Source organism: Oceanobacillus kapialis (assembly GCF_044790185.1).
GTDB lineage: Bacteria > Bacillota > Bacilli > Bacillales > Amphibacillaceae > Oceanobacillus_B > Oceanobacillus_B kapialis.
In genome coordinates, this window is the sequence record NZ_CP085256.1 from 1,001,796 (window position 1) to 1,028,358 (window position 26,563).

A 26,563-nucleotide genomic window follows, 5' to 3' on the forward strand; every position below is an offset into this window, starting at 1 on the left:
GAACCATGCCTACATCGTTGCCTTGTTGGGTTTAACGATCTTTTACGGGCTGGAGAAAATGGTCAAGCATGAGAAAAATCGTAAACAAGTTAAAACCAACTCAGGTGTTTTTTGGATTCATATTTCTTCCTTTTTCCTGTACGATACCTTAATTGGATACCTACTAGTCAGGGAGGAATATCACAGTCATTGGGGAATGCTATTTTACTTCTTAGCTATGGCTGTACACTTTATTACCAATGATCATAGCCTCAGGTATGATCGGTATGCCAGATGGTTATTGACCGGCGCTATTTTACTCGGGTGGACAATTGGTGTGTTTACCCCATTAGATGAGAGTTATATTGCATTACTTACAGCATTCTTAGCAGGCGGAATCATACTGAACGTATTAAAAGAGTAGTTTCCTGAGGAAAGAGAAAGTAGCTTTGGAGCTTTCTTTGTTAGGATGTTTGCTTATTCAGTTTTGTTATTGCTTGTTTAACCAACCAACTCATTTTGGAACAGCTATATAACTAAGGTGCAAATAAAAAAACAGGCAGCATAAGTCTACTGCCTGTCTCTCATACATTAAAATGAATAAGACTTTCCGTCTTCTGGTACTAGTACGTTTGAAGTAAATCCTTTTTCACTAACAAAGTCTTTTAATTCTTGCCTAGATAATGTCCAGTGATTAATGGCTTCCATATGCACTGCAATAACTTTTGCATTAGGAGCAGCTTTTGTTACTTCGTAGACATCTTCTTTGCCCATAACTAGAGAACCGCCTTGTAGGAATTGGTTGTCCCCAGCGTTTACAACAATAACTTCAGGGTTATGCTTGTTAAGCTCTTCTTGAACACCGTTATACCAAACAGTATCTCCGGCTACATATAGTGTTTTCTCGGAATCATGTTTGAAAACAATACCGCATACAAGACCAGCCATTTTTAAAATTTCGCCTCTACCATGCTCACCTTGAGTTTTTGCTAATTGAATTCCTTCAAATACTGTGTCTTCTGTTAAGGCTTCTACGTTTGTAAAACCAGCTTTTTTAATTTCTGCTGCATCTTCATCGTTTTGAGAGTATAGCTTAATGTCTTTTGGCAATACTTCCATCGCTTTTTCATCCAAGTGATCTGTATGAAGGTGTGTAACGATAACAGCGTCCACTCCGCTAATAAGATCTTCAATGGAAACTGGTAATTCTACCAGTGGATTGTTTTGATCTTGTCTTGCTGAATTAGGGAAAGCAGGAAATGAACCTTTTTCACCTAATAACGGATCAATTAAAAATTTCTTGCCGGCATATTCAACTACTAATGTAGCATTACGTACTAATTTTATATCCAAAATAAAAACTCCTTTTTTCTAATTTAGTCTTAGTTTAAATTATATAGTTTAAAAAATACATGGAACAAATCAAGTATTTGGGCCATTTTACTTTATTAATGAAAGTGTTCGATAGAGGGGATATCAGTACTAGTAATGAGCACCCTAGATTTGTTTGCCATAGGGACAACAATAAAAAGCGACCTATCGAAATGATAGGTCGAATAAGATGATTCAATTTATACTACGTGATAAAAACATAGAGGCATCCTGTTTCATAAAGATTCGACTTCCTTGGTGGAAGGTCTTTATTTCAGTAAAGCTAAACCCAACTTCTGTTAAGATTTTCTTCAACTCCTCATGTAGAAACCCGTTATGCACTTTAGGATGATGAATGCTTTCGTTTTTATCAAAATCAACTATAAGGAGTTTTCCGCCTTCATTCAAGATCGAAAACAATTGCTGCAATATCTTCTTTGTATCTGGAATGTGCAGGAGCACGAGGGATACTAAAATAATGTCTGCTTTAATTGTAGGATCTTCTTCTGTGAAATCAGAATGGAGTACTTCCGCATTAGTAATTTCTCTTTGTGAAATTTTAGCCTTTGCAACCTCCAGCATTTGTTCAGATGCATCCACCAGCATCGCATTATCTACTAGATCTGCTAATTCTAAACTAACAAGTCCTGTACCACTCCCATAGTCTAAAAGTGATTTCGACTTGCTATTTCGCACTATAGGTTTTATTTCTTTTACAATAACGTTCGCTAATTCTTTTCTTTCTTCGGTATCATATTTTTTTGCAATCTGTTCAAAAACGTTTCGTTCCATCGTTCACGACTCCTATTTATTCTAAAATTCCTCTTCGATTAAGTCCATATTAATCCCCGCAGCTATTTTACTTCCATCAGCTGCTGCAAAAATAAGTTGGGATGGATTGACATAAGATGCATCCCCAGAAGCGTACAACCCTTTTATCGAAGTGCGGCCAAAGTCATCAGTTTTTAGAATACCCGATTCTTCTGTTTCACAGCCTAAGTTTTCCACGAGTTGCAAATTTGCGATTATTTTTTTGGGCATGACAAAGCCACCACTACGGTTTATTTCCATACCATCAGCAAATCGTACTTTTTCAAGCTGTCCATCCGTACCAAGAAATGAAGTGACGGGTTGTTCGATTATCTTAATACCTTTTGATTCCAGTTTTTCTTTTTGTTCATCTGAAAGGACTGTATGCCCATTTGTACAAACAATTAAGTCTTTGCTCCAGTTATAGATCGTTTTTGTATAATGAAATACATGAGGGGATTCCGACACAATAATCAGTGGTTGATCCCGCTGTTCCCACCCATCACAGTATGGGCAAACAAATAGGCTCTTGCCATAATAGGAATAGAAACCTTCAATCTCTTGAAAAACTTCGCTAACACCGGTAGCCAAAACAATCTTTTTGGCCTCATATGTTTGCCCTGAAGAATCTACTACAGTAAATCCAGTGTGAGTCTTTTCTATGGAGACAACTTCAGCTTGGAATTGATTAATAGAAGGGTAGTGTGATAATTCTTCTGCGGCAATCGAACGAAACTCAGATGGTTTAACACCATCCCTCGTGATGAAACCGTGGGAGGCATGGGTTACTGCGTTTCTTGGTTTATTGTTATCGATTATAGCCACGCTCCTTCGTGCTCGCCCCAATACAAGTGCTGCGTTTAATCCAGCTGGACCTCCGCCAATAATGATGCAATCATACATTAAAATCATCTCCTTTTATGTGGATATTATAGACTTTTTATATCTGCGATAAGCGTTAAAGAATTTCTGTAACCCTATTGTTCACCTCCTTGAAGGATATTACAGACTCTTTATATCTTTAATTTATTCAAAAATATGTTTACCACAACACTTTACGTAAAGGTTATGATAAACGTTGTTCTTTCTTTACTAAATCAATTAACTTTGTTTCCCTCAAATGTTTGTTCATTTTCTCTTCCGCATTTTTAATTTCAGATTGAATGAGACAGCCTTCATGGTGATGAAAATCACATTCAAAAAGTGGAGCGGTGCCTTCAATGGCGTGAATAATATCTAAAAAGTTAACATCCTGCTTATTTCGTTTTAACTTATACCCACCTTGAGCACCAGAGATTGATTCAATCATGCCTGCTTTTACAAGCTTGGTTAATATTTTGGAAAGATATGTTGATGACACATCTTGATATTCAGCGAGCTGCTGGACCCCGATTGGTTTATCCGATTCTTTTTTTATGAGATGAAACATGGTATGAAGTGCATAGTCTGTGGCTTTTGAAAGTTTCATAAAAAGTTACTCCTTTAATCGTGGACTTACAATGTCTATGATATCTGTGAAATAAAAGTATGTCAAATATGTAAAATCAAATTTTAATTCTATAGAAGAAGCTAATTTTAATGTTATTAAGCAAGAATTGGCCATGTATTCTAAAATTGTCATTTACTGTATCCTTAATAATGGTATAATAATAGCAGTTCTTTTGAACTAAGTATATTTACTTAGTGTAAGTGTTTGTAAATGTACTTCAAAAATTTATTTGCTTTTTACAACAGGAGGATTGTAATGGGAGTAAGATTTCGTAAGAGCTTTAAAGTTGCACCGGGGGTAAGGTTTAATGTGGGTAAGAAAGGGGTTAGCACAAGTATAGGAGGGAAAGGGCTAAGAGTAAGCAGTAGCTCACGAGGCGTATCGGTGGGTGCAAGTATACCTGGTACAGGCGTCTCGTATAATAAAAATCTTAGCAGTAGAAACAAACGTCCGCAAAGAACAAATTACGAGCGTTTGCAACAGCAGTCTAAAGAAGAAAAAATGATAGCAGCTGAGCATGAAGTTGCAAAATATGACGCTCATGTTGAAATGTTAACTAGTGTACATAACGAGGTTAATGATCAAATTGACTGGCAAGAAATTGCTACGTCCATGCCCCCTTTTAAGCGAGAAGAAGAGGGACCAAATGTATTGGTAGTCAAAGAGAAAGTAGAATCTTATAAACCAACATTGAGAGATAGATTGTTTAGTAGGGTCGAGGCAAGGAAGAGAATTTTATTAGAAGAGGTTGATGTGGCAAAAGCCTCTGATAATGAGTTATATAGTGAATGGGAAAACAACCTCATTCAATCAAAGAAAATATTAGATGGGAATAGAAAAACCTGGGAGCAACTTACAAATCAAATTAACCCATTTGAGGATATTGAAGCTTTAGGGAGCGAAGTAAGTTTTGCTTTTTCACCAAATGAGCCAAGTGTTACGGTTCATTTAAATATCCAGAATTCCGAAGTAGTTCCTACAAAGGTTTTGTCTTTAACAAAGACTGGAAAACTCTCTCAAAAGAATATGGCAAAAGGGAAATATTTTCAACTGTATCAGGACTATGTTTGCAGTTGTGCAATAAGAGTAGCACGTGAGTTTTTTGCTATACTTCCTATTCATACAACGACGATACATGTTTACGGTGAAGTCATTTCAGAAGAGAGCAGCGAACATGGTTGTATTCTTTCCGTTAGAATGAATAGACATGAAATGGAAGACCTTTTCTTTGATAACATTGATTGTTCAGATGCAATAGAAACGTTTACACATAATATGAAGTTCTTGAAGACAAAGGGCTTGAAGTTAATTGAGGAGGTTAGATAAATGGCTACTCTCCTTGGGATCTTTTTAATTATATTAGGTATCGTCTTTGTGTTTAATTTTCCAATCGTTACAATCGGACTTGCCATCATTATTTATGCGTTGTATGAGTTTGGCGAAAATGCCAAGTTAAAGGCAAAATCGAAAGTTCCATTAATAATCTTATTGTTTGGTGTTTTACTCGCTATTGTTGGTTTTATACCTGGCGAAGATAATATAGCAACAAATCAGAATGAGGTAAAATCAGAAACAGTAGAAACAGATGAAAAGAAAAGTACAGCCGCTGAAAGTCAGGAAGAGAAAGACAAGGCAGCTTTAGAGGAAGAAGAAGCGGAGGCAAAAGCAGAAGCTAAAGAGGAAGCTGAAAGAAAAGCAAAAGCAGAAGCAAGAGCTAAAGAGAAAGCAGAAAAAGAGGCAAAAGAAAAAGCCGAGGCTGAAGCTAAAGCTAAAGCGGAAAAAGAAAAGTATGGCGTTCTTGCCACTGTGACAAGAGTAGTGGATGGAGATACATTAGAAATTTCCATGAACGGTAAAACAGAAGATGTTCGTCTTTTGTTGATTGATACTCCAGAAACTGTCCATCCTAGTGAGCCGGTCGAGCCTTTCGGTCCCGAGGCATCACAATTTGTTAAAGATACTTTAGAAGGAAAAGAAGTAAGAGTAAAAGTAGGCACTGAAGAAAGAGATAAATATGACAGGGTGTTGGCGTATGTGTTTATCAACGGAGAGACAATCCAAGAGAAACTCCTAAGTGAAGGTTTAGCCAAAACTGCATACTTATATAATGATTTGACTATGCTGGAGGAGTTTCATGCTGCACAACAACCTGCTATTGATGCAGGTATAGGTGTATGGTCAATCCCTAATTACGCGCATGTCGACGATGATGATGGATTTCATTATCACGAGCCAGAACCAGAGCCTGAGCCAGAACCGGAACCAGAGCCGGAACCTGAACCAGAACCTGAAACTAACACTGGAATTGACACTTCAGGAGCTGACCGTGATTGTGGTGACTTTTCTACCCAAGCTGAAGCCCAAGCTTTCATGGAGGCCTCAGGATCATCAGATCCCCATAGGCTTGATGGAAATGATAATGACGGGTTAGCTTGTGAGTCGCTACCGTAGAAATTTGTAATTAGTAAGCCTGGTAAAATAAAAGAAGCTGTACCTATCTATATAGAAAGGTACGGCTTCTTGCTTTATTATAATGCTGGGGAATGTTTAATGGTTATGTAAGAAGTCGGCAATGAAAAAATAACAAACAACACAAATGACACTCCCCATAATGATAACAGTGAGGATTAATAAAAAGTTGCCAAGCATTTTTATTCCTTTTTGTTCTTTTAAATCTGCTAGCTTTAGAAGCCATTTTTTAACTTTTTCAACCATTGTAGCTACCCCTTTAAGGAAGAAACCTTTTCCTATTGTAGCATATTCACGTTTTTATTCTATGGGGTATAAGCTGCTGGGCCAATTGACACTCTATCTAAATAAAATTACACTGATAATAAGAAAGCTTAATTTATGCTACCATTAACAGAGTCGCACAAAGAGCGGATGGCTATCAAATGGGATTTAAACACAAAGGAGTAATCGCTCTGGTAAAGAGGGCGGTTACTTCTTTATGTTTTACAGCCGGATACAGAAAAACTACTTCGGATTTCAATTGATATACTACCAAGACAGGGGATCAGTTTTTTAATAGAGCGTTCGGTTTAACTAATATTTGCAACATGAAGGGAAAGGTCGTGCTTTTTTATGAATGATAAGGAAAAAGAAGAAGCGTTTAAAAATGTAATAAGCGAACTTGATGAGATGAAGATAAAGGTCACTAAAAAATATTGGAATGAAATGAAGGTACCTTTGTCGTTAAAAGAAGGGTTAAGCAGATATACAAAGGATGAGCTAGACCAAATAAGAAAACACTTGAGACTTAAAGGGATAAGCAATCGAAGAAAAGGAGAACTTATTTCCTTATACGAAGAAAAAATACCAGAGTTCCTTGAATATATTTGCTTACGCTTTGATGAAGAACGATTAGGTTTGCTGGTCAAGATTGCCCGTAAAGGCGGTTCTATTCCTGCTCCAGATTTAGAAATAGAACAAATAGAGTACTTACGGTCTACTGGTTTAGTCTATACAGGCACACTACATGGTGAAAAAATATTAGCAATACCAGAAGAGCTAGTGGAGCCAGTCAAAAAGCTTCGTGACAATCTGCATATGAGGTCTATTGTTAAAAGAAATACCGAATGGATTAAGTTGACAAGAGGGCTTTTATATTATTATGGAACTCTAGATAGCAATCAATTAGTAGCAATGCTAGAATCCTATACGAAAGTAGAAGTAGATCTTAGAGATTATTTTGAAGTGATTCATGATGGAAATTCATATCAAGAGGAAATGTATAGTGATATAGAGGGGCTCTCTTACTGGAGAGTAATTGATCCACAAAAAGTGAAACTGGAACATAAACGTAGAAAGGATATTCCATTTTTTCCGTTTACAAAGGAACAATTACTCCGTGCTGGGGAACCTGATTATATAGAAAGAAATAAAAGTTATATGCAATTGGTTGAGTACCTGAGCGGGAATTATGAAATGGATAATGATGAAGCGGATGAGATTGTAGAAGAGTGTGTATATGCAACGCTTATTGGCGATGAGCTAGGTAAGATTATGCATTATTTGAGTAACATATTAGAATTTAAAAATATGGAAACTCTCCAAGAGCTTTCGGATTACGTTGTTAGTTTAATGAATAACACGAAACAATGGTTACTCAAAGGCTATACACCGATAGAAATAAGCGAACAAAGCGAAAAAGAACTTGCTCCTTTCATGAAGGCTAAAAGAAACCAACCTGAACAAGCAGAAAATAAAAAAGTTGGCAGAAATGAAACTTGCCCATGTGGAAGTGGGAAGAAGTATAAAAAATGCTGTGGGAAGTAGAGGATGCTTCTCATAACGAATTTACTAAAATAATAAATTATGTCTGGAATGGTTTGGCCCTCCTCGTTATAAAGAGTTTATGCTTTAAACCAACGAGGAGGGCCTTATAAGTTTTAATACATGGAATAAGATAGCAGAATTAACGTATTAGCCAATTGACAGTATATATAAATAAAATTATATTAATAATAAGAAAATGGTATCGAGTAGCGTGAACTACCCGATACCTTAATTGCAGCCGCATAAAGAGCGGTTGACCATATGTTAGTTATTTAAAAAAGTAATCGCACTGGTCATGGGGCGGCTACTTCTTTTTGTTTAGAAAGATGACTTGTGTAAGATAAGTGTTAATCTTGTTCATCGTTTATTAAAGCTTCTAGTATATTATACTTCTACCCCCGCGATCCCAAAACCACCTGGCCCAGAGTGTGTTGATATCATTGCACCTGCCTGCATCCATTTTATATTTTCGAAACCATGCTCTTTAGCGATGTCTTCCATTCTCTGTTTAATTCCTTCTTCAAGTCCAATTGAATAAATTAAATAGAGTTGGCCTCTGTCAATATTGTGTCGTTCGAAATAATCTCTAATAAATTTTTCGGAGACACTACTCATTTTCCCGCGGTATTTCTTATTGGACACGAGATGGCCATCAATCAATTCAATTCGTGGCTTTAATTTTAATAAAGCGCCTCCAAGATAAGCGACACTACTTACGCGTCCACCAGCTCGTAAAAATTCCAGGCTACCAGGAACAAAGGCAAGCTTGGATTTTGGTATGATGGCTTCGATTTTTTCGACTAACTTAGTGGGCTCTATGTTCGGTTCTTGCTCTAATTGCTTAACTGTATGCATAATAATGGCGGTTAAGCCACCTGTTACGTTTAATGCATCGATGAGATAGAGGTTGTCGAATTCCTCTGATGCCATTACGGCATGCTGGAAGGAAGAAGATGCTTTGGATGTGTAGCCGATATGAACAATAGTACAATCAGGATAGTCTTTATTTATTTTCGAGAAAAATTCTTGGTATTCATGTACATTTGTGGATGTTGTGGAAGGTATTTTCTTTGTGCGGTCATAATAATCATAAATATCCTGTACGGGTAACGATCCATCCAGATAGTCCTTTCCATCCATAATGATGTGCATTGGGACCACTTGAATATTATGCTCTGCAGCTAAATCAGTTGGCAGATCAGCTCCACTTTCTGTCGATAAGATAATTTTTCTCATATATAGCCTCCATAGTCATCATTTTTTCTTGATTATTCTAACTATACAGGAAAAGAGGTTTATAATACATTGAAAAAAATCATATAGGAATAAAGTAGCTGAGACAAGATAAAAAGGGTGAAGTATTAATGCCATATTGCAATGTACGGTAAGCATTCGTTTATCCCGCCTTCATTGGCAGTAAGACCCCCACCAAATGAAGTTGCACTTTATTGAACGGATTACACCTGATCAGTCGTTTTTCTGGCATCTAATAAATGATTGGCTGGTAGAGCATCTATTGTATAGTGAGTGTAACCAGCTCCTTTAATACGATATTTTCGCAATTGAAATTTGTTGGGAGTATAATGAGTTTGGTTAAAAGTTACCGCATTTCAATTAACTATATATAGTAAAAAGCTTATATTAGGAGGAATACAAGATGGCAGAATTAAAAAATAAAGTTGCAATCGTGACAGGTGGAGCATCTGGTATTGGCTTAGCAACTGCAAAAGCATTTTTAGCAAAAGATGCGAAAGTAGTGATCGCTGATTTTAACGAAGAAGGCGGACAAGCTGCTGAAAAAGACTTAAATGAAACTTATTCGGATAAAGTGTACTTTGTAAAAGTAGACGCTGGAAATGAAGAATCTGTAGAAAATATGGTAGAAGAAACCGTAAAGCATTTTGGCAAGGTAGATATTATTGTAAATAATGCTGGTATTGGAATTCAAAAACCTTCTCATGAAGTAACAGAAGAAGAATACAAGCGCGTTATTGCAGTTAACCAGGATGGTGTTTTCTATGGGGCAAAATACGCAATTCGTGAAATGATCAAAACAGGTGGCGGTGTCGTTCTAAACACTTCATCTATATTAGGTTCTGTTGGGGAACCGACGTCATTAGCATATGCTGCATCTAAAGGTGCAGTAAACCAAATAACAAAATCTTTAGCTCTTGAGTATGCTAATAAGAATATTCGCGTAAATGCTGTAGCTCCAGGGTTTATAGAATCAGGTCTTGTAAACAAGGAAGCACTTGGTGATTTCTATGATGGCCTTGTAGAGAAACATCCAATTGGAAGACTTGGAAACCCAGAAGAAATTGCACATGCTTTTGTATTCCTGGCAGAAAATGATTTTGTTACAGGAACTACAGTGCTTGTAGATGGCGGATATACAGCAAAATAAATGTCAGAAAAACAGGATCCTCTAGAAGGGTTCTGTTTTTTCTTATCAAAACAGCATGCTTGATTTAAATTAATGAAAAGAGGGAAAATAGAAGTAATATAGATCTTATTATGGAAAGGATGTCTCTCATGAAAGCATTAGTAGTTGGAGCAAATGGTCAAATAGGCAAGCATCTCGTCACCTATATACAAGAAAGTGAAAAGCTTGAAGCGAAAGCAATGGTTCGCAAAAAGGAACAATTTCCTTACTTTGAAGAGAAAAACGCAGAAGTAGCTTTAGTGGATTTGGAAGAAGATATTGACTCAATTGCCAAAGCAGCTAAAGATGTGGATGCTGTGGTATTTACAGCGGGATCGGGTCCTCACACAGGAAAAGACAAAACGATTATGATCGATTTAGATGGTGCCGTGAAAACAATAGAGGCAGCGAAAAAAGCTGGCGTAAAACGTTTTGTAATGATAAGTTCCTTTGATACAAGACGCCAGGCTATTCAAGATGCTCCTGAATCCTTTGCGCCATATGTGGCAGCAAAGCATTATGCAGATGAATGGCTACGAGCTTCGAATCTAGATTATACAATTGTGCATCCAGGTCTTCTTACAAATGATGAGGGAACAGGCCAAATTACTGCAGGAATGGATTTAGACGCATCGGAAATTTCCCGGGAAGATGTTGCGAAAGTGCTTGTGGCATGCTTGGAGAATGATAAAACGATTGGGAAAGAGTTTCAGATTGTGAATGGAAATACGGCTATTGAAGAAGCGGTAGGAGACTTATAGAAAAACCTATACTATTAGTGGTGGTACCCTGTATGAGTGTGGCTCATACAGGGTTTACTTTAGCTATGTAATGGTTAAGCCTAGATTGTAGTAAGTAGTATTCGGTAATGATGAAATAGGTTAAATTTATCACCCTGTAAGAGGTTAAATGAAACTCTTTTACAGGGTGTTTTTAATTATATTATTTCTTAAAATGAATATCGCAAAATTTACCTGTAGATTCTAAGGAAATTTTTCTGGATAACCGTTCATACTAAGGAAGAATCCAATAAAAAAGGTGGGAATCTCTATGCATCTTGAATGGTTTGATAGGGTATGTGAAGAATTACAGGATAGTCTTAATGCAATCTGTGAAAAGTATGATGATGAAAATGGCAGGCTGGCGATTGAGCGTGGGGCCAAGCATCCTCGCTTAGATTTTTTCACATACAGTGGGGAAGAGGACATTGATTATTTCTGCACCTTATATTTTGACCCGTATAATGAAGAGTTTTATTTCCAAACCATTGACCCGGAATATGGGTTGACTAGTAAAGTACTACTTGATGATATTGATGATATTTTAGATTATGTCCATGAGAGCTTCCATGACTACATCGAAGCGGACTTTATCGAAACAGATGACTTAGAGCTTTCAATGGACGATGAAGAAGAAACGGATGGAAGATACTTTGAGGAAATTGAGGTAGAATGGGAGACCCCTGAAGTCACAGCTTACATGGATGAAGATGAGGTGGAAATCACCTACCAATTTGGTGTTGTCGAGGAGACAGGGGACGGTGTGTTAAAGCGGACGAACCGCATATGGACAGAGGATGAGGGCATGATTAAGGATGAATCTCATTTCATTTTTAGCAAGGAAGAAGCTAGCACGATCATTGCCATGATTGCTAGCCATATGGATTCTCTAACGACATTAGATGCCGAGTATGGACAGGATTAACGTTTACTTATGGGGTGGAGCGTACGTTATAGGCGTTCCACCTTTTTGATGTTGAGTATCTGTTGCGAGGGCAGAGAGCCGAGCAGTAATGCTGTGGAGTCGCGCCCCGCCAAGGTTAAGTCGAGCAGCACTAAAGCCAAGTCGCGCATCATGTATTCAATGTCGAGCGTGCATGCTATGAACTCGCGCAACGCATAGGAAAAGTAGCGCAGTAAAGGTAAAAGTCGCTCCTCACAAAAGAAAGACGAGCACCAAACGCCACACTCTCCGCCTAGGCCAGTCCACTCCCTCTGTAAAATCTCTCCTCAAAATGATAAACTAAAATCTCAGTTCTATTAGTAGGAGGAATGGCGATGGATATGAATAACAATGATATCCTCATACGTTTAAGATATGCACTTGATATAAAAGATAGAGATATGGTGAGAATCTTTCAGTTTGGAGATGTGAACATCACTGAAGATGAGGTTCAAAAAATGCTTACTAAAACAAATGAACGTGACTTAGAAGAAAATATCTATGAATTGCGATGCGACAACTCTACATTGGAAGGTTTTTTTAATGGGCTAATTGTTTATAAACGAGGCAAACAGGATCCTAAGCCAGGACAACCTGAACGCCCACCAAAGATGATAAAAAACAGCAGTAGTGTAAACAATGTGATGCTAAAGAAAGTGAAAATAGCGTTGCAGCTGACAACAGAGGATATGTTAGCAATCTGGGAAGCTGCAGGCGTTCATGTGACTAAAGGGGAACTAAGTGCATTATTGCGAAAAGAAGGGCACAGTAACTACCGAAAATGTGGCGATCGCTATGCGAGAAACTTTCTAAAAGGGCTTGGCTTTCGATATAGGGGATAAACTTTCTTTAACTACTTGGCTGGCAGGGGTGCTATAGGGGAGCTTTCTTTTAAGCTGCCCCCTTTTACGCAGGAAAAACAGAAAATCCTCTTAGTTCCCTAATAACCTTAGAAATAGGCAAGCCTACAATGGTAGCATAATCTCCACGAATGCTTTTCACAAACATTGCTCCCAGACTCTGTATTCCATATGCTCCGGCTTTATCATAGGGGTCATCTGTAGCAACATACCACTCTATTTCTTGCTGCGTTAACGGCCAGAAAGTTACCTCTGCACGCTCCACAAATACACTTTCCTGACTAGCCGAACGTATCATGACACCTGTATAAACCTCATGTGTCTTTCCACTCAATGTAGAAATCATATGAAAAGCAGCTTCTTTACTATTTGGCTTCTCAAAGATCTGTTGCTGATAGGAAACGACGGTGTCTGCCGTCAGAATCACTTCTTTTTCATCTTGTAATGGTAAGGCTTGGCTTTTGCGTATAGCTAGTTGCTTTACCTTTTCAACAGGGTCTTGCGTGGTGACTTGTGATTCATCAATATTTGGCTTTCGTATGAAGAAAGGTAGGTGCACTTGTTTCAGTAATTCTTGTCTTCTTGGTGAAGAAGAGCCAAGAATAAGTTTTGCAGAAGACATTGTAATCCCTCCTTTTAAAATTGAGCAGGTGTTAAACCTGCTCGTTTGATGCTTTCCATATAACTGTACCGTGTTGCCCGCCAAAAACAAATGAGTTGCTCAGTACTGTTTTTATCTATATAAAATCTGCCTCTTACATTGCTTGTAGCTTAGCAAAAACTTCTGGGGCCAATCGATCAATGCGAGCCGGCTTCCAATCACGGTTTACCCACATATGAACAGTGGAGCCTTTTGCTAATAGTTCTCCAGAAGGTAAATCAGTTGCTTCTTGTTCTTCTTGTAAAAGCCTTGCTTCATAATCAAATTGAATACGTACTTTCGAAACGTTACTTACGCTTGTATAAATTACTACTTGATCATCATAATGAGCAGACTTCTGATAATTAATAGTTAAGTCCATTACGGGGAGTAAAAGCCCCATCTCTTCCATTTTGCTGTACGGAATCCCTGCATGCCGCATCCATTCCGTCCGTCCTATTTCAAATAAATTTACATAGTTACCGTGATGGACCACCCCCATTTGGTCTGTATCCTTGTAATGCACGCGGATTACTTCTTTATGCCAACCTTGCTCCATTTTCCAACATCTCCCTGTTCCTTATCTTCCTCTTGCAGCTAATCTTTTTTCCGCCATTTCTTTTAAGCGAAACTTTTGTACTTTGCCTGTGCTTGTTAACGGCCAGTCTGCTGACTCGATAAACCAAACGTGGCGAGGCACTTTAAACCGGGCAAGCGATTCGCTGCACCAATTTAAAATATCTCTTCTTGTACATGTTTCACCGCCTTTTAATTCAATAAAGGCGACACCTGCTTCTGTCGTTACAGTGTCTGGAACACCGATAACAGCTACCTGATCAACCATGGGATGCTTGGAAATAACCCCTTCCACTTCCCGAGGAGATACCAACTCACCAGATACTTTATACATTTCCTTACTACGTCCAATAAGCTCGATATAACCATTTTCATCAATGCGGCCTACATCCCCTGTAAGCAGCCAGCCATCTTTGTCAATTACTTTTTCCGTTTCTTCCGGCTTTTTATAGTAGCCATGTGTCACAGTAGCCCCTCGTACAGCAAGCTCGCCAATACTTCCATGGGGGAGGGTTTCTTTTGTATCAATATCTACGGTCTTATATTCGACATTGCTGCCATTAAATTCCGGCAGTCCGCTAACACCACCAAGCTTCGGACGTCCTACACGGGTTGTCAGTGTTTCAAGCGAAATACCTAACTCTGTCGTTACACCAGATGATGCAACCTCTGACTGCCCATAGCCTGTAATAATTTCTGTTAGTCCCAGTAATTCAATTGCTTTTTTCCAAACTGGGACAGGAGCAGGCGCCGCACCACACCACATTGCAAAAAGGCTGGATAAATCATACTCTTTAAGCTTCGGGTGATTTAAAAATGGTACTAGCATGGTTGGGACAAGCAGGAAGTCGTTTGCTTTATATTTTTCTATCATTTCCATGGCATGTATCGGTGAAAAGGCTTTAGGTGCTACGAGTAGCCCTCCAACAAATGACATCGCAAGGATTCCTTCGATCAGGTTATAGCAATGATAAAATGGAAGGGGTGCATAGGTGACACGTCCATCCTCAATGGCTCTACTCATGCAAGTACTGTATGCAGACCTCAGCAGCATATCATCTGTCAGCATTACCCCTTTAGGTGTTCCGGTAGAACCAGATGTATAAATAATGGCTCCTACTTCATCTGGATATCGAGATTCGCCCCATCTTTCTTTCCATTCATCGTCTGTTGTTCGTTCAGCTTTCTTGTAGAATTCATCCCATGGGGTAAATTGTTTATCTATTGTTTCATCATGATTCGGTATACAAATAACATCTTGCAATTGACTATCTTCTTTAAAATTTGCTTCATGCAATAAAGCGGAAATGGAGTCGGCTAGGCGGTTATTTTTCGTCGCTTGATGCATGATTAAAAACCGTGCGTCCGATTGGGTAAGTATGTATTGAAGCTCATTTTTACTTAGCATCGTATTAATCGGGATGAAAACTGCTCCAACCATCGAACATGCAATCATAAGGGCAGGATATACGACGTCATTTTCCATTAAAATGGCGACATGATCGCGGCGTCTCACACCAAGTTGGAGGAGTGCTTTTGCATAATCCTTGGCAGATTCCCATGTTTCCTTATACGTAATCGAATGAGAGTCTGCGTGTATATAGATTCTTTCTGGATAGGTCATACAAGCTTCATAAAAGTGTGAAGCAATCGTATTTCGGGGCCACTTTTGAAATCTGGCATCAAGTGCTGCTCTTCTTGCTGAAATGTCTTGTACTGTATTGTTCACTGCTGGCATAAATGTTTCCCCCTCGATATGTAGAAATATTTTGAACCTAGGCCTCATTATAAAACTTTCTGTTAGAAGCTTCAAAGTTTTAGAACAAAAAAATTGGTAGGAGGATTTCAAACTCTATTCATAAATATTTATCTATATAACTACATAGTAAAATGATAGAATGGATAAACGAAGAATATATATTCGTAGTCCAATTTAGGAGTGGAAGAAGTTGAACAAAAAAGACATCGCAAACATTCGTAAGCAATTCAAAATAAATAACGATCTACTAAAAATAAAAGATATCTTTAATGTATATATCATGAAAGAAACAAGTGAGATCTACCATCATCAGAGCGTACCATTCGATTTATTGGAAGAGGAGCAAAAAGAGCTTTTCATGACGAATTTTAAAAAGGTGCTAACAGGGCAGATGGATGAGAAATTATTTGAGTTGAAATTTCAGCGTGATGTTGAAGATAATAGTCAGCTTATCTTACATCAAGGGATATTAAGTAATGATACAGAAGAATGGAAAGAATACATGCTCCGCCTTGTAGAAAAGATGTTAAAAGATAAGCAATACGAAATGGATATTGTCGTTACGTTTATTCAGGGTGAATATATGAAGCCGATGAAACGGAGTAACGAGGAAGCAGAGGAGAGCTCTCGGGATGCCGTTTACGCTAATAAATTTATTCTCTGTAGCATGAATAAAACGCAGGATCCAAAAAAAGAGTTACTGTTTGACTATGTCGAAAAAGAATTTAAATATAATATTGTAGTCGACCCAGTTATTAATCTAAAGGCGCCGATTTCCGGCTTTTTATTCCCGACATTTACAGATAACACGGCAGATGTGAATCATGTGCTGTATTCCGCAGGGAAAGCTTATGAATTGGATTATCATTTTATCGAGGAAGTTTTGAATGCTGAAGAAACGATGACTGCAGAAGACGACAAGGTCGTGTTTGAGGAGATTGTTAAAAAGGTTACAGGTGACCAGATTAATACTTCTACGCTATCCAATGTGTATGATGAAATTCATCGTGTTATTGAAGAGCATGAAAAAGACGATGTACCAAGATTGGATTATAAAGATGTGGAAAGTGTCCTCAAAAGCAGTGGAGTAGAGAATGTAGATACGGAAAAGGTAGAAACGGCCTTTAAAACCGTTATCGATGATGAAAAATATGAGCTGAAAGCAAGTAGTATTATCCCGAAATATAATAAAAAATCGATCAAGATTAAGACAAAGGTAGCGGACATAAAAGTGAGTCCAGAAGACTTACGATTTGTAAAGCAAATCCATTTTGATGGAAAACTCAGCCTAATGATTGAACTAGAAGAAAATACCATGATCGAAGGCTTTGAAATGATTCCAGAAGCGTTGGTTCAGAAAGTGGACGAAGAGGAATAGTGTGCATGTAGGCTAGCAGATTTTTATCCTTACTATACATTTTAACTTATGCAAAAACAAAACCCTTGTTGAAACGACCTTTAATCAACAAGGGTTAATTTTTGCTAGAACATGCTTGTTACTTCTTCAGTTTCAGGATTGACTTCATACCATCCATAGGTAGCGGTATGGGTTTCCATATTTTCAAATACATGGACCACATAATTTCCTTGTTCCATATGGTCAAACTGTATGACCATATTATCTCCAAGCTCGCCCTGTAAGTGTTCTCTAACCAGTTCTTCTGCTTCGCCTTGGGTTAATCCTTGCATTTCCATCTCTTCACTAGAGACATTAGATACTATCCACGTTCCATCCTCTTGTGCTTTTAATGTATACGTATATTCCCTGTTACCATAAAGCTCACTTTGCTTTTCCTGGATAACATGATAGGTTGAAGCATTTTCCTCTTTAAGTGAATAGTCCACTTCAGGGTCAAACCAAGCTGGCTCCTCGGTTGCAACGATTTTCAACTCACCATTTTCCATATGAAAATAATAGTTCATATACTTTTGTGCCAGGTTTTCAGACATAATAGATTCAAAATGCTGTTGTAAAGCCTCTAACGTACCATAATTTGTAACGACATTCCCATTGTTTGTCTCTACCCGAAATGTCTCCTTCAGTTCTATGAGTAAATCCCCTGCTTTAGCTTTTGTTAATGTCTCTGGGGGGTTAGATGACTCCTTACTAGCCTCAGCGTTAGTTGCATTTTCTTGATTAACTGCCTCTTCACTAGTTGAATCTGATTCCTCGACCTGTTCCTGTGATGTATTTGCTTTTCCCTGCTCACTATTGTCAGCGTTTTCGTCCTCTGTTGCACAGCCCGCTGCGAAAAGAAGAAACATAACAGCAACTGGAAAATAAATAACTTTCTCCATCGAACCTCTCCTTATAAAGTGTCCTTTTAAACTATAAACGTAGGAGACGTTTTTAAAACATGAGGAAAAATTTTCACATGTAAAAAGACGTCCGGCAAGTGATTATCACTCCTCGAACGCCTTTTCGTTAATTTTTCAAGAAATCTGGATCTTCAAAGCTTGGGTTAGGGTATTTGTAGAAACCTTCGCCTGTTGCTACACCAAGCTTGCCTTTGTCAATACGCCACTGCCAGCGATAGTGATGTTTGAAAAATTCATCTGTATTCCTTTTTTCCTATTATGTACATAACTAGTATGACACGAAATATAAAGAAACATGAAATAGTTTGCTTAAACACATCGGCAAGAAAGTGATAAACTGAAGTGTAGTTTATACATAAAGTTTTCTATAATCTCAGAAAGAAGGGTTCAATATGTTCAAGTCTATCCGTTGGGGCGTATTTTTTATCGGACTAATGCTATTTAGCATGGGAATTAGTATCGCAATTAACATGCAACATTTGGGAATTCATCCATGGGATGTATTAAATGTAGCACTTTATGAAAAGCTAGGGTTATCAATCGGGTCATGGGCTATTATTATTTCTGTTATGTTAATAATTGTCTCGTGGTTTTTGGATAAAAGTTATATTAGGCTGGGTACGTTTTTAAATGGAATACTTGTTGGGGTGTTTGTGGACATATTTTTATTTTTGGATTTTTTACCACATGCAAGCAATAGCTGGATGGATGTCCTTATCATTATATTAGGTATAGTACTTATGGGGATCGGCGGAGGAGTCTACAATGCAGCTGGTGTAGGTTCTGGTCCGAGGGATGGATTTATGCTTTCCATATCCGATAAATTAGGCGCATCTATAGGAAAAATTAGAATTATAACAGAGTGTTTAGTATTGCTAATTGGCCTGTTATTGGGTGGGCCTGTTTTTTTCTTTACCTTTATTTTTACATTTATCCAAAGCCCGATCTTCCAGTTTATGTATAAGCTTCTAGGTAGCCATTTGAATAAAATGGAGACATCTCTAGGAGAGAAAGCTCTTCAGAAGAGAGGAGCGGGACTATAGTAAAGGGATGAAGATCAAATGAGTATCTTAGAAAAAGTACGTAAAGGAAATACGTCTTCTGGAATTGCGGCACTTGGGAATGCCTTTTTGGCGGGGATAAAGGCAATGGCGGCAGCATTCAGTGGAAATGGTTCTATGTTTGCCTCCTCTATGCATTCCTTAGCCGATGCTGTGAACCAGGGTTTTGTGTTTTTTGGTAGTGTGCTGGCTGAGTTCTCTCCATCTAAGCGGTTTCCATCAGGGTTTGGCAGGGTCATTAATATATTTTGTATGGTTGCTGTAATTGTGGTTACCGTGATGGCTTATGAGACAATATTAAAAGGCTGGCACTTGTTCCAAGATCCTAAAGAATCAGATGGCCTCCTGTTAAACTTTATCGTACTACTTGCTGCATTAATTATTGATGGGTTAATTCTTTTGAAAGCTATGCGTGAAATTAAACATGAGAGTAAAACTGACAAGTCGCAAAATTTTATTATTGGGTCATTTAAAAACGTTAAAAAAGCCTCCCCTGCTACACGACTTGTTTTTTATGAAGATCTCGTTGCAACATCAGGCGCCGTGCTCGCAATGATTGGTATTGTCCTTTCTCAATTTTTTGGTATTTTGCAAGCTGATGGTCTGATATCCATGCTAATTGGTTGTTTGATGTTATTTGTAGCCTTCCGAGTGGGGTATGACAATATGATCGGATTAATTGGGGTTTCAGCACCAGCGGAGGTGCAAACCAAACTAACGGACCTGCTGATGGAGCATAAAGATGTAGTGGACATTCACCGGATTCGAATTGTACAAGAAGGGCGTTTATACCATGTTGAGGGAACGGTTGAACTTATAAAGGGGCTTTCACTGGAAAAGGCAGATGACATTAAGTTTGAGTTATCCGATAAGCTCTTGCGTCAAACTGAAGTAGCTGATGTTCTATTAGGGATTATAGAGGATGATGGGGAAAAGAGTTGGAAAAGGAAAGACCAAGGTAGTACACATGAAACGGATGAATAGACTGGAAAAAACTAAATGGCTAAAATTATGTTTCTTATATCCATTGGAGTAAGATAATAGACTTTTTCCTTAGAGGAAATGGTAGTATTGATTGGTTTGGATAAGAGGAAATGTAAATATACTGACCTGTTTTGTTGCCTCTTTCGTGATAAGATAAATTAAATCGCGAAGGAGGTTCCATAGAATGGTTAACAGAAGTTTAATTCAATTGGATAATGCCTACCAATCAACAAACGAACTACTATTTATATTGGACGATTTGTTTTGTTTTTCCATCGAGAAGTATGAAAGTGCATTGCGTAAAGAAACGGAAAAGTTATTTAAACAAATGCATGTTTCCGAAGTATTATTTGATAAAGCTTTTCCCCAACTAATATGGTGGCTGTTATTTTGTCATCCGCAAGAGGTCAACAGTAAAACCATCTACCAGGATTATTTAGAAGTACATAATGAAAAGTGGAAACAGACAAATCAAATAGTGCAAGATCATTTAACTAGATGGTTGAGGGTGATACCCGGCTTTTATTGTGTAGTTGGAAGATATAGCAACCGATTTTTCCATGCCCGAGACATATTTTTTAAAAGGGATAAAAAGGTCTATATTTTCAATGAAAATTTTCACCCCGTTAAAACTGGTGACGTAATAAGTGGTTTACTATTACCGGTTGGGGAGAACCTTTATACAACACAGGGGGATCTATTCCATTTTTCGGTGCAAATGGTACCTGATTTAATGTCAAGGTTGCAGCAATATGCAGAAAAACATGTTAACCCCATGTTTAATTACCCCGCTCTTCTTCATACCATAATGAGTATGATGGAAAAAGACCTATGATAAAAAATGCCTGCATGGATGAACATGCGAAAACACATGTGGACAAACTTTCCTCAGGACATATTAGGATTAAATTTATTCCCATCCTAAACATACAGCAAGGAAAACCGCCTATAATATCTGGGAGTGAGCTGGAAAGTGCTTATCAATCCCGTCCTCTATCACGCCAAGTGCTCTCTCCAAATCATACTCAACGATAACATCCTGAAGCCATAGCCAACAAATGATCATCGCAATTATTGTTACAAGAATCAAAACAAACACAGCTGTTTTTCCTCTCATTTTTTCACCTTCCTTTTAAGATTACCAGATAAGTTCTACCCCTGTTAATATATCGTGTTTTTAACTGGAAATAAAGCAATAATTTACTGCTAATAGTTTATCCCATCTAAACTGGTAGAAAGACCCCCACTTCAAGAATTCGGGAAGAAATTAAGGATCTTAAGTAGTTCATCAACTGCCAGTAAAGGACTGATTCGTTCAATTAACATTTGGTGGGGGAGGAAGGGGTCCACCCACCAAATGAAGTTTTACTTTATAAGTAGGATATTGTATAGAAAAATGGAGTAAAGGTACGGAAATGGAAGGGAAAAATCGTTGTTTCCGCTTTCTTTCCGTTTTCTATAATGCGATAAATATGGTATAGTTTCTAAGTTATCTACGGAACAGGTCATAAGTTGGCTTGAATACAAAAAAGGAAAGAGGTTGAATTTTTGAAAGTAGAACAATTGAAGAATGAATGGTTTGGCAATGTCAAAGGGGATGTCCTGGCAGGTTTGGTAGTTGCCCTGGCTTTAATACCAGAAGCAATTGCTTTTTCGATCATTGCGGGTGTTGATCCGATGGTTGGTTTATATGCATCTTTTTGTATTGCGGTTGTAATTGCTTTTGTCGGAGGGAGACCCGGAATGATCTCTGCGGCAACCGGAGCAATGGCATTACTCATGGTCAATCTCGTTGCGGATCATGGGTTGCAGTATTTGTTTGCAGCAACGATTCTTACAGGGGTCATCCAAATCATTTTTGGCGTATTTAAACTAGCAAGAGTGATGAAGTTCATACCACGTTCGGTGATGGTAGGCTTTGTTAACGCGCTGGCCATTCTAATATTTACGGCACAGATCCCTCATTTCCAAGGGGAAAGCTGGATGATGTACGCCCTTGTTGGCCTAACTTTAGCTATTATTTATTTACTACCAAGGCTTACAAAGGTGCTTCCTTCTGCCCTCGTTGCGATTGTGGTAGTTACGACAATTGTGATTTATGGAAACATTGACGTTGGAACAGTTGGGGACATGGGTGCATTGAAGCAGGAGTTGCCTGTTTTCTTAATTCCATCTATCCCATTTAACTTTGAAACTTTAATGATTATCTTGCCATATTCGTTAGCTTTAGCTATTGTAGGTTTACTAGAGTCACTATTGACAGCGAATATTGTTGATGATATGACAGATACAGAGAGTAATAAAAACAAAGAAAGTCGCGGACAGGGAATTGCCAATATTATTGCGGGCTTTTTCGGTGGAATGGCAGGCTGCGCGATGATTGGTCAATCCGTGATCAATGTAAAGTCTGGCGGACGTGGTCGTTTATCTGCATTAGTAGCAGGTGTGTTCTTGATGTTCTTGATCATCGTTTTAGGCGGGCTTGTTGTTCAAATTCCAATGGCTGCCTTAGCAGGGGTTATGATTATGGTATCAATTGGTACCTTTGACTGGTCTTCAGTACGTAACCTGCATAAGCTTCCAAGAACAGATGCTGTGGTAATGGTAACAACTGTTGCTGTTGTGCTATACACGCATGATTTATCAAAAGGTGTGCTTGCTGGAGTAGTGTTGAGTGCTATTTTCTTCGCTGCAAAAATCTCCAAAGTGAAGGTTACAGATGAGTTAATGATGCGGGAACAAAAGCGGATCTATCGTGTCGAAGGTCAATTGTTTTTCGCTTCAGTCAGTGAATTTACGAAGAAGTTCACTTTTACTGATTCTGTTAAAGAAGTAGAAATTGATCTAACCCGTGCCCATTTATGGGATGATTCTGCAGTAGGTGCCCTTGATAAGATTCAAGCTAAATTTGAACAGCATCGCATTAAAGTAGAATATACAGGTTTAAATGAAGCCAGCAAGAATCTTGTGCAGCGAATTGGTGGACTATCCAAGGCGTCAGGACATTAATTCATCCTGACCCTTATCAGAAACTGTAGAGGTGAGTATGGTGTTTAAGAAAATATTATTGGCAGTAGATGGCTCAGAACACTCCCTCCGTTCAGCAAATTACGCGATCCAACTTGCTGAAAAGTTTGATGGAACCATTCATGTAGTATATGTGGTGGATGGTAATACAGCGAAATCAGATGTGCTTCATGCTGCAGATAAATTTGCTTTGGAAAAAAAGCGTAACGACAAGCTCAAAGCTGTGAAAGCATTATTAAATGAGACAAACATGGAATATGAGATTAAAATTTTGCATGGAGAAGCTGGTCCAACGATCGTGGATTACGCCAACTCCAACGCTATGGAAGGCGTTGTGGTCGGGAGCAGGGGATTGAATAACCTACAAACCTTTATTCTCGGAAGTGTAAGCCACAAAGTAGCAAAACGAGTAGATTGCCCAGTATTAATCGTAAAATAGTAGATAACAAATTGAAAGGTTGCCATTTCGGCAGCCTTTTTCTTTTTAGGGGATATGAGGGGTTGGATGTTTGATGGGAGATGAACCATTAGGGATCGAAAGCGAATACTAGAAAGGAGAAAGTGAGTCGAAAGAAGGTAAAGTGGAACCACAGAAAGTAAAAGTGGAACCAGACCATGTAAAAGTGAAACCAAATTAATTTAACGTGAAACCAGACCATGTAAAAGTGAAACCAATTGTGAAAAGAGACGCGGCACAGCCAAAAGAGACGCAGCATCCTCTCAAGGAGACGCACCAAAGCCAAAAGAGACGCAACACCCAGTCAAAGAAGACGCACCACTCCTAAAAGAAGACGCAGCACCCTCTCAAAGAAGACGCACCACTCCTAAAAGGAGACGCACCATCCTTTCAAAGAGACGCAGCACCCTCTCAAAGAGACGCACCCCTCCCAAAAGGAGACGCACCACCCTTTCAAAGAGACGCACCCCTCCCAAAAGGAGACGCACCACCCTCTCAAGGAGACGCAGCCACCCCCAACAAAAAGCGCGCCCCTACTATAAAATTAACTCAATCCCAAGAGACTGCCTCTGCAACAGGATAATTAGCTGGATCAATTTCCGATTCAATTCCTTGTGCGAGTTTAGCTAATTCTGCACCTATGTATGGCCCCATTGTAAGTCCAGAAGCACCCAGACCATTTGCAGCAAAGAGTCCGGATATGCCAGGCAAGCTTCCGACTATAGGTAAAAATCCTGGTGCCACTGGGCGAAAGCCTACTCTTGTTTCCAATACGGTAGCATTTGCCACGCCTGGTGCAACCTGAATCGCTTTGCCAAGGATTTCATATAATCCGCCTGCTGTTATCCTTGCATCAAAACCTGTCTCATCCTCATGGGTAGCTCCAATCACAAGGCGCCCATCCTCGAAAGCAAGCATATATTGGTTATTTGGTGGCATAACAACAGGCCAATTTGCTGTATTATAACCGGCTACCTGGATATGCATAATTTGAGCTCGTTGGGGTTTTATATCAAAGCTAATACCTAATGGCTTCACTAATTCCCCCATCCAAGCGCCTGTTGCAGCGATCACAGTATCTGCTTCATAAACTTGGCTTTCTACTTGGACCCCGGTTACTTTGCCATCACTAGCAAGAAGCCTAGCATCTCCTTTTACGACTTGAGCGCCTAGCTTTCGTGCTCCGCTAATTAAAGCATCACGTAATTTGCGCCCATCCACTCGAGCAGCACCACTCACATGAACTGCCCCATAGCCTTCCGCGATAAGTGGAAATCTTTCTCTTGTTTCCTCTTCACTTAATAGCGTTATCTCACCGATTTCTGGTGCATCCACGCGTCTTTTTAATGCTCTTTCTTTCATGGCAGTTAGCTTTTTATCATCAGAATGCAGACTGATGGCCCCGACACGCTCATAACCAGTATCTACTTCTCCTAGCTCATCCAGCTTTTGAATGATTTCCGGATAAATTTTGGCCCCGCCCTTAGCGAGGTGGTACCATGCCTTATTTCTTCTTTGGGATAGCCATGGACAGACAATTCCTGCAGCAGCGTCTGTTGCCTGTCCTGTATCGCTTCGGTCAACGAGGGTTACGGCTTTCCCATTACTGGCTAGATGAAAAGCGGTAGAGGCACCTAGAATACCTCCACCGATAACAATATAGCTTTCCTCTTTTTTATAATGCATCGACAACTTGCTTCATAGCCTTCATTTTACCAAGATGTTCATTTTCATGCTGCAGGATCATTTCATAAACATCTCCATACGTTTTAAAATTTCCGAATGGTAACGTATAAGGAAGTTCTTGCTTAAGGAAATCATCTGAAAGTTCTTTTATGCGAGTCTGTTGATTTTTAAGTTCTGAAACGAGTTCAGACAAACTAGGCGGAGTATCCTGCCAATCTGCTGGTCTTGTTCCAGTGTTAAACATGTCACTATAGGATTTTGGTACATTTTCAGAATGATTAGGAAAACCAAATAACAATGCCTCTGGTGTTACGAGCACATGTCCAACATGCCAACGAATCGTGTTATTAAAATACTCAGGCTGAACGTCGGCTATTTTCTCATCTACATTTTCCACAAAGCTTAGAACAGCGGAACGTGTTAAATCAAATTGATCGGACATTTTTTATTCCTCCTAAAAAGTTATTTGGTTCAACTATAAAAATAAATATATCGAAAGTAAAATATCTTGTCTTTTATGAAGGATTTTTACATGTGATAAAGAATTAAGTAAAGAAGGGGGAAGGACATTGAAAGCAATGATCACAAGTAGAATACTATTAGTTGTAGGTATCATCATCATTTTAGCGGGTTTATATAACGCATGGGATATGGCTAGGTATGATGATTATTCCGGATATGGACAAAGTAACGGTTCAATTGAATGGGCGAGATTTTTTATGTTCGCCGGAAGTTCTATGTTATACGGTTTTGTTTTAGTTGGTTTAGCGGAAATTATTCGTCTATTACATAAAATTTTATTGAAAGAGCCTGTGAACCAAATACATACAATTACAAAAACAAATGATTCAGAATCCGTTGTTACTGCTCAAGAACAAGCAAATACTGTATGGGAATTGAGTAGAGAAGATGAAGAAAAAATTTATGATTTATATTCTGATAAAGCTATTTTAGAGATAAGACCTGCTAACATGATGGGGTACTGTCTTGTAAAGGTACAAGATAAGAGTAGCCCATTAAACCCGGAAGTTAAAGTTGTCGACGTAGGAGGATTTAAGGCAAAAGCAGTCCATGATACAGATAAAAGAAATGCAATTCTTGAATGGTATTATCAACAGTAAGA

The 26,563-nt window shown here is 38.6% G+C and carries 28 protein-coding genes and 1 pseudogene; 15 read left to right on the plus strand and 14 right to left on the minus strand.

Translation table 11 applies throughout. From position 1 onward, the window contains the following. The first annotated feature begins 25 nt into the window (after positions 1 to 25). Complete coding sequence (locus tag LG273_RS05300; RefSeq protein ID WP_404458432.1) at positions 26 to 403, plus strand: hypothetical protein; 378 nt, start codon at positions 26 to 28, stop codon at positions 401 to 403. A 167-nt stretch (positions 404 to 570) separates the two neighbouring features. Here the strand turns inward: LG273_RS05300 and LG273_RS05305 are convergent, their stop codons facing one another. From LG273_RS05305 to LG273_RS05320, 4 genes are all read right to left on the minus strand, one after another. Next, positions 571 to 1,332, minus strand: coding sequence for an MBL fold metallo-hydrolase (locus LG273_RS05305; RefSeq protein WP_404458435.1), 762 nt, complete (start codon positions 1,330 to 1,332; stop codon positions 571 to 573). A 213-nt stretch (positions 1,333 to 1,545) separates the two neighbouring features. Next, the gene (locus LG273_RS05310; RefSeq protein WP_404458438.1) at positions 1,546 to 2,142 is read right to left on the minus strand and encodes a class I SAM-dependent methyltransferase; all 597 of its coding nucleotides are present in this window, start codon (positions 2,140 to 2,142) and stop codon (positions 1,546 to 1,548) included. A 21-nt stretch (positions 2,143 to 2,163) separates the two neighbouring features. Then, the gene (locus LG273_RS05315) at positions 2,164 to 3,072 is read right to left on the minus strand and encodes an NAD(P)/FAD-dependent oxidoreductase (RefSeq protein ID WP_404458441.1); all 909 of its coding nucleotides are present in this window, start codon (positions 3,070 to 3,072) and stop codon (positions 2,164 to 2,166) included. Positions 3,073 to 3,226: 154 nt separating this feature from the next. Then, on the minus strand, positions 3,227 to 3,628 hold the full coding sequence (locus LG273_RS05320) for an Rrf2 family transcriptional regulator (RefSeq protein WP_404458444.1): 402 nt from the start codon (positions 3,626 to 3,628) through the stop codon (positions 3,227 to 3,229). Between the two features lie 276 nt (positions 3,629 to 3,904). Between LG273_RS05320 and LG273_RS05325 the strand changes: the two genes are divergently transcribed. Both LG273_RS05325 and LG273_RS05330 read left to right on the plus strand, forming a co-directional pair. Next, positions 3,905 to 4,975 carry a DUF4236 domain-containing protein gene (locus LG273_RS05325; RefSeq protein WP_404458446.1) on the plus strand — a complete coding sequence of 357 codons (1,071 nt, stop codon included), beginning with the start codon at positions 3,905 to 3,907 and terminating at the stop codon, positions 4,973 to 4,975. Further along, complete coding sequence (locus LG273_RS05330; RefSeq protein ID WP_404458449.1) at positions 4,976 to 6,100, plus strand: thermonuclease family protein; 1,125 nt, start codon at positions 4,976 to 4,978, stop codon at positions 6,098 to 6,100. It begins immediately after the preceding gene. A 96-nt stretch (positions 6,101 to 6,196) separates the two neighbouring features. On the opposite strand, the gene LG273_RS05335 is transcribed toward LG273_RS05330, so the two are convergent. Continuing rightward, positions 6,197 to 6,364, minus strand: a complete 168-nt coding sequence (locus LG273_RS05335) for a hypothetical protein (protein WP_404458452.1) — start codon at positions 6,362 to 6,364, stop codon at positions 6,197 to 6,199. A gap of 369 nt (positions 6,365 to 6,733) precedes the next feature. Here LG273_RS05335 and LG273_RS05340 point away from each other — a divergent pair, with 369 nt between their 5' ends. Then, positions 6,734 to 7,927, plus strand: a complete 1,194-nt coding sequence (locus LG273_RS05340) for an SEC-C metal-binding domain-containing protein (protein ID WP_379563018.1) — start codon at positions 6,734 to 6,736, stop codon at positions 7,925 to 7,927. Between the two features lie 384 nt (positions 7,928 to 8,311). Here LG273_RS05340 and LG273_RS05345 read toward each other — a convergent pair whose 3' ends face one another. Next, positions 8,312 to 9,163, minus strand: coding sequence for a DegV family protein (locus tag LG273_RS05345; protein WP_404458454.1), 852 nt, complete (start codon positions 9,161 to 9,163; stop codon positions 8,312 to 8,314). 421 nt (positions 9,164 to 9,584) lie between these two features. On the opposite strand from LG273_RS05345, the gene LG273_RS05350 reads away from it, so the two are divergent. From LG273_RS05350 to LG273_RS05365, 4 genes are all read left to right on the plus strand, one after another. Beyond that, a complete protein-coding gene (locus tag LG273_RS05350) occupies positions 9,585 to 10,331 on the plus strand; it encodes an SDR family NAD(P)-dependent oxidoreductase (RefSeq protein WP_379563022.1) in 747 nt (248 codons plus the stop codon). A gap of 128 nt (positions 10,332 to 10,459) precedes the next feature. Beyond that, on the plus strand, positions 10,460 to 11,110 hold the full coding sequence (locus LG273_RS05355; RefSeq protein WP_404458457.1) for an SDR family oxidoreductase: 651 nt from the start codon (positions 10,460 to 10,462) through the stop codon (positions 11,108 to 11,110). 289 nt (positions 11,111 to 11,399) lie between these two features. Next, positions 11,400 to 12,053 (plus strand): hypothetical protein, encoded by a 654-nt coding sequence (locus tag LG273_RS05360; protein WP_404458459.1) that lies wholly within the window; start codon positions 11,400 to 11,402, stop codon positions 12,051 to 12,053. 353 nt (positions 12,054 to 12,406) lie between these two features. Next, positions 12,407 to 12,913, plus strand: coding sequence for a DUF1456 family protein (locus tag LG273_RS05365; RefSeq protein WP_404458461.1), 507 nt, complete (start codon positions 12,407 to 12,409; stop codon positions 12,911 to 12,913). 64 nt (positions 12,914 to 12,977) lie between these two features. Here LG273_RS05365 and LG273_RS05370 read toward each other — a convergent pair whose 3' ends face one another. The 3 genes from LG273_RS05370 to LG273_RS05380 all read right to left on the minus strand — a co-directional run bounded on the left by LG273_RS05370 (position 12,978) and on the right by LG273_RS05380 (position 15,885). Then, positions 12,978 to 13,553, minus strand: a complete 576-nt coding sequence (locus LG273_RS05370; protein ID WP_404458463.1) for a Maf family protein — start codon at positions 13,551 to 13,553, stop codon at positions 12,978 to 12,980. Positions 13,554 to 13,686: 133 nt separating this feature from the next. Beyond that, complete coding sequence (locus tag LG273_RS05375) at positions 13,687 to 14,130, minus strand: acyl-CoA thioesterase (RefSeq protein ID WP_404458465.1); 444 nt, start codon at positions 14,128 to 14,130, stop codon at positions 13,687 to 13,689. Positions 14,131 to 14,151: 21 nt separating this feature from the next. Next, a complete protein-coding gene (locus LG273_RS05380; protein ID WP_404458467.1) occupies positions 14,152 to 15,885 on the minus strand; it encodes a class I adenylate-forming enzyme family protein in 1,734 nt (577 codons plus the stop codon). A gap of 211 nt (positions 15,886 to 16,096) precedes the next feature. Here LG273_RS05380 and LG273_RS05385 point away from each other — a divergent pair, with 211 nt between their 5' ends. After that, positions 16,097 to 17,284 carry a DUF4317 domain-containing protein gene (locus LG273_RS05385; RefSeq protein WP_404458469.1) on the plus strand — a complete coding sequence of 396 codons (1,188 nt, stop codon included), beginning with the start codon at positions 16,097 to 16,099 and terminating at the stop codon, positions 17,282 to 17,284. 104 nt (positions 17,285 to 17,388) lie between these two features. Here LG273_RS05385 and LG273_RS05390 read toward each other — a convergent pair whose 3' ends face one another. Continuing rightward, positions 17,389 to 18,204 (minus strand): hypothetical protein, encoded by an 816-nt coding sequence (locus LG273_RS05390; RefSeq protein ID WP_404458471.1) that lies wholly within the window; start codon positions 18,202 to 18,204, stop codon positions 17,389 to 17,391. A 127-nt stretch (positions 18,205 to 18,331) separates the two neighbouring features. Further along, positions 18,332 to 18,424 (minus strand): annotated as a pseudogene (locus LG273_RS05395) (3-hydroxyacyl-CoA dehydrogenase); the annotation flags it as partial. A gap of 193 nt (positions 18,425 to 18,617) precedes the next feature. On the opposite strand from LG273_RS05395, the gene LG273_RS05400 reads away from it, so the two are divergent. The 3 genes from LG273_RS05400 (at position 18,618) to LG273_RS05410 (ending at position 21,105) form a co-directional block, all read left to right on the plus strand. Beyond that, positions 18,618 to 19,268 (plus strand): YitT family protein, encoded by a 651-nt coding sequence (locus LG273_RS05400; RefSeq protein WP_404458473.1) that lies wholly within the window; start codon positions 18,618 to 18,620, stop codon positions 19,266 to 19,268. An 18-nt stretch (positions 19,269 to 19,286) separates the two neighbouring features. Beyond that, a complete protein-coding gene (locus LG273_RS05405; RefSeq protein WP_404458475.1) occupies positions 19,287 to 20,270 on the plus strand; it encodes a cation diffusion facilitator family transporter in 984 nt (327 codons plus the stop codon). Positions 20,271 to 20,454: 184 nt separating this feature from the next. Further along, the gene (locus LG273_RS05410; protein WP_404458477.1) at positions 20,455 to 21,105 is read left to right on the plus strand and encodes a hypothetical protein; all 651 of its coding nucleotides are present in this window, start codon (positions 20,455 to 20,457) and stop codon (positions 21,103 to 21,105) included. Between the two features lie 111 nt (positions 21,106 to 21,216). Here the strand turns inward: LG273_RS05410 and LG273_RS05415 are convergent, their stop codons facing one another. Further along, positions 21,217 to 21,387 carry a hypothetical protein gene (locus LG273_RS05415; protein WP_404458479.1) on the minus strand — a complete coding sequence of 57 codons (171 nt, stop codon included), beginning with the start codon at positions 21,385 to 21,387 and terminating at the stop codon, positions 21,217 to 21,219. A gap of 431 nt (positions 21,388 to 21,818) precedes the next feature. Here LG273_RS05415 and LG273_RS05420 point away from each other — a divergent pair, with 431 nt between their 5' ends. Beyond that, the gene (locus tag LG273_RS05420; RefSeq protein WP_404458481.1) at positions 21,819 to 23,279 is read left to right on the plus strand and encodes a SulP family inorganic anion transporter; all 1,461 of its coding nucleotides are present in this window, start codon (positions 21,819 to 21,821) and stop codon (positions 23,277 to 23,279) included. Between the two features lie 37 nt (positions 23,280 to 23,316). Continuing rightward, a complete protein-coding gene (locus LG273_RS05425) occupies positions 23,317 to 23,736 on the plus strand; it encodes a universal stress protein (RefSeq protein ID WP_404458483.1) in 420 nt (139 codons plus the stop codon). 567 nt (positions 23,737 to 24,303) lie between these two features. On the opposite strand, the gene LG273_RS05430 is transcribed toward LG273_RS05425, so the two are convergent. Together LG273_RS05430 and LG273_RS05435 are read right to left on the minus strand one after the other, a co-directional pair. After that, the gene (locus LG273_RS05430; RefSeq protein WP_404458485.1) at positions 24,304 to 25,440 is read right to left on the minus strand and encodes an NAD(P)/FAD-dependent oxidoreductase; all 1,137 of its coding nucleotides are present in this window, start codon (positions 25,438 to 25,440) and stop codon (positions 24,304 to 24,306) included. After that, the gene (locus LG273_RS05435) at positions 25,430 to 25,882 is read right to left on the minus strand and encodes a DinB family protein (RefSeq protein ID WP_404458487.1); all 453 of its coding nucleotides are present in this window, start codon (positions 25,880 to 25,882) and stop codon (positions 25,430 to 25,432) included. Before LG273_RS05435 ends, LG273_RS05430 begins: the two co-directional genes overlap by 11 nt. A gap of 127 nt (positions 25,883 to 26,009) precedes the next feature. Between LG273_RS05435 and LG273_RS05440 the strand changes: the two genes are divergently transcribed. Next, entirely contained in the window at positions 26,010 to 26,561 is a 552-nt protein-coding gene (locus tag LG273_RS05440; protein ID WP_404458489.1) for a hypothetical protein, read from the plus strand. The last annotated feature ends 2 nt before the right edge of the window (positions 26,562 to 26,563 follow it).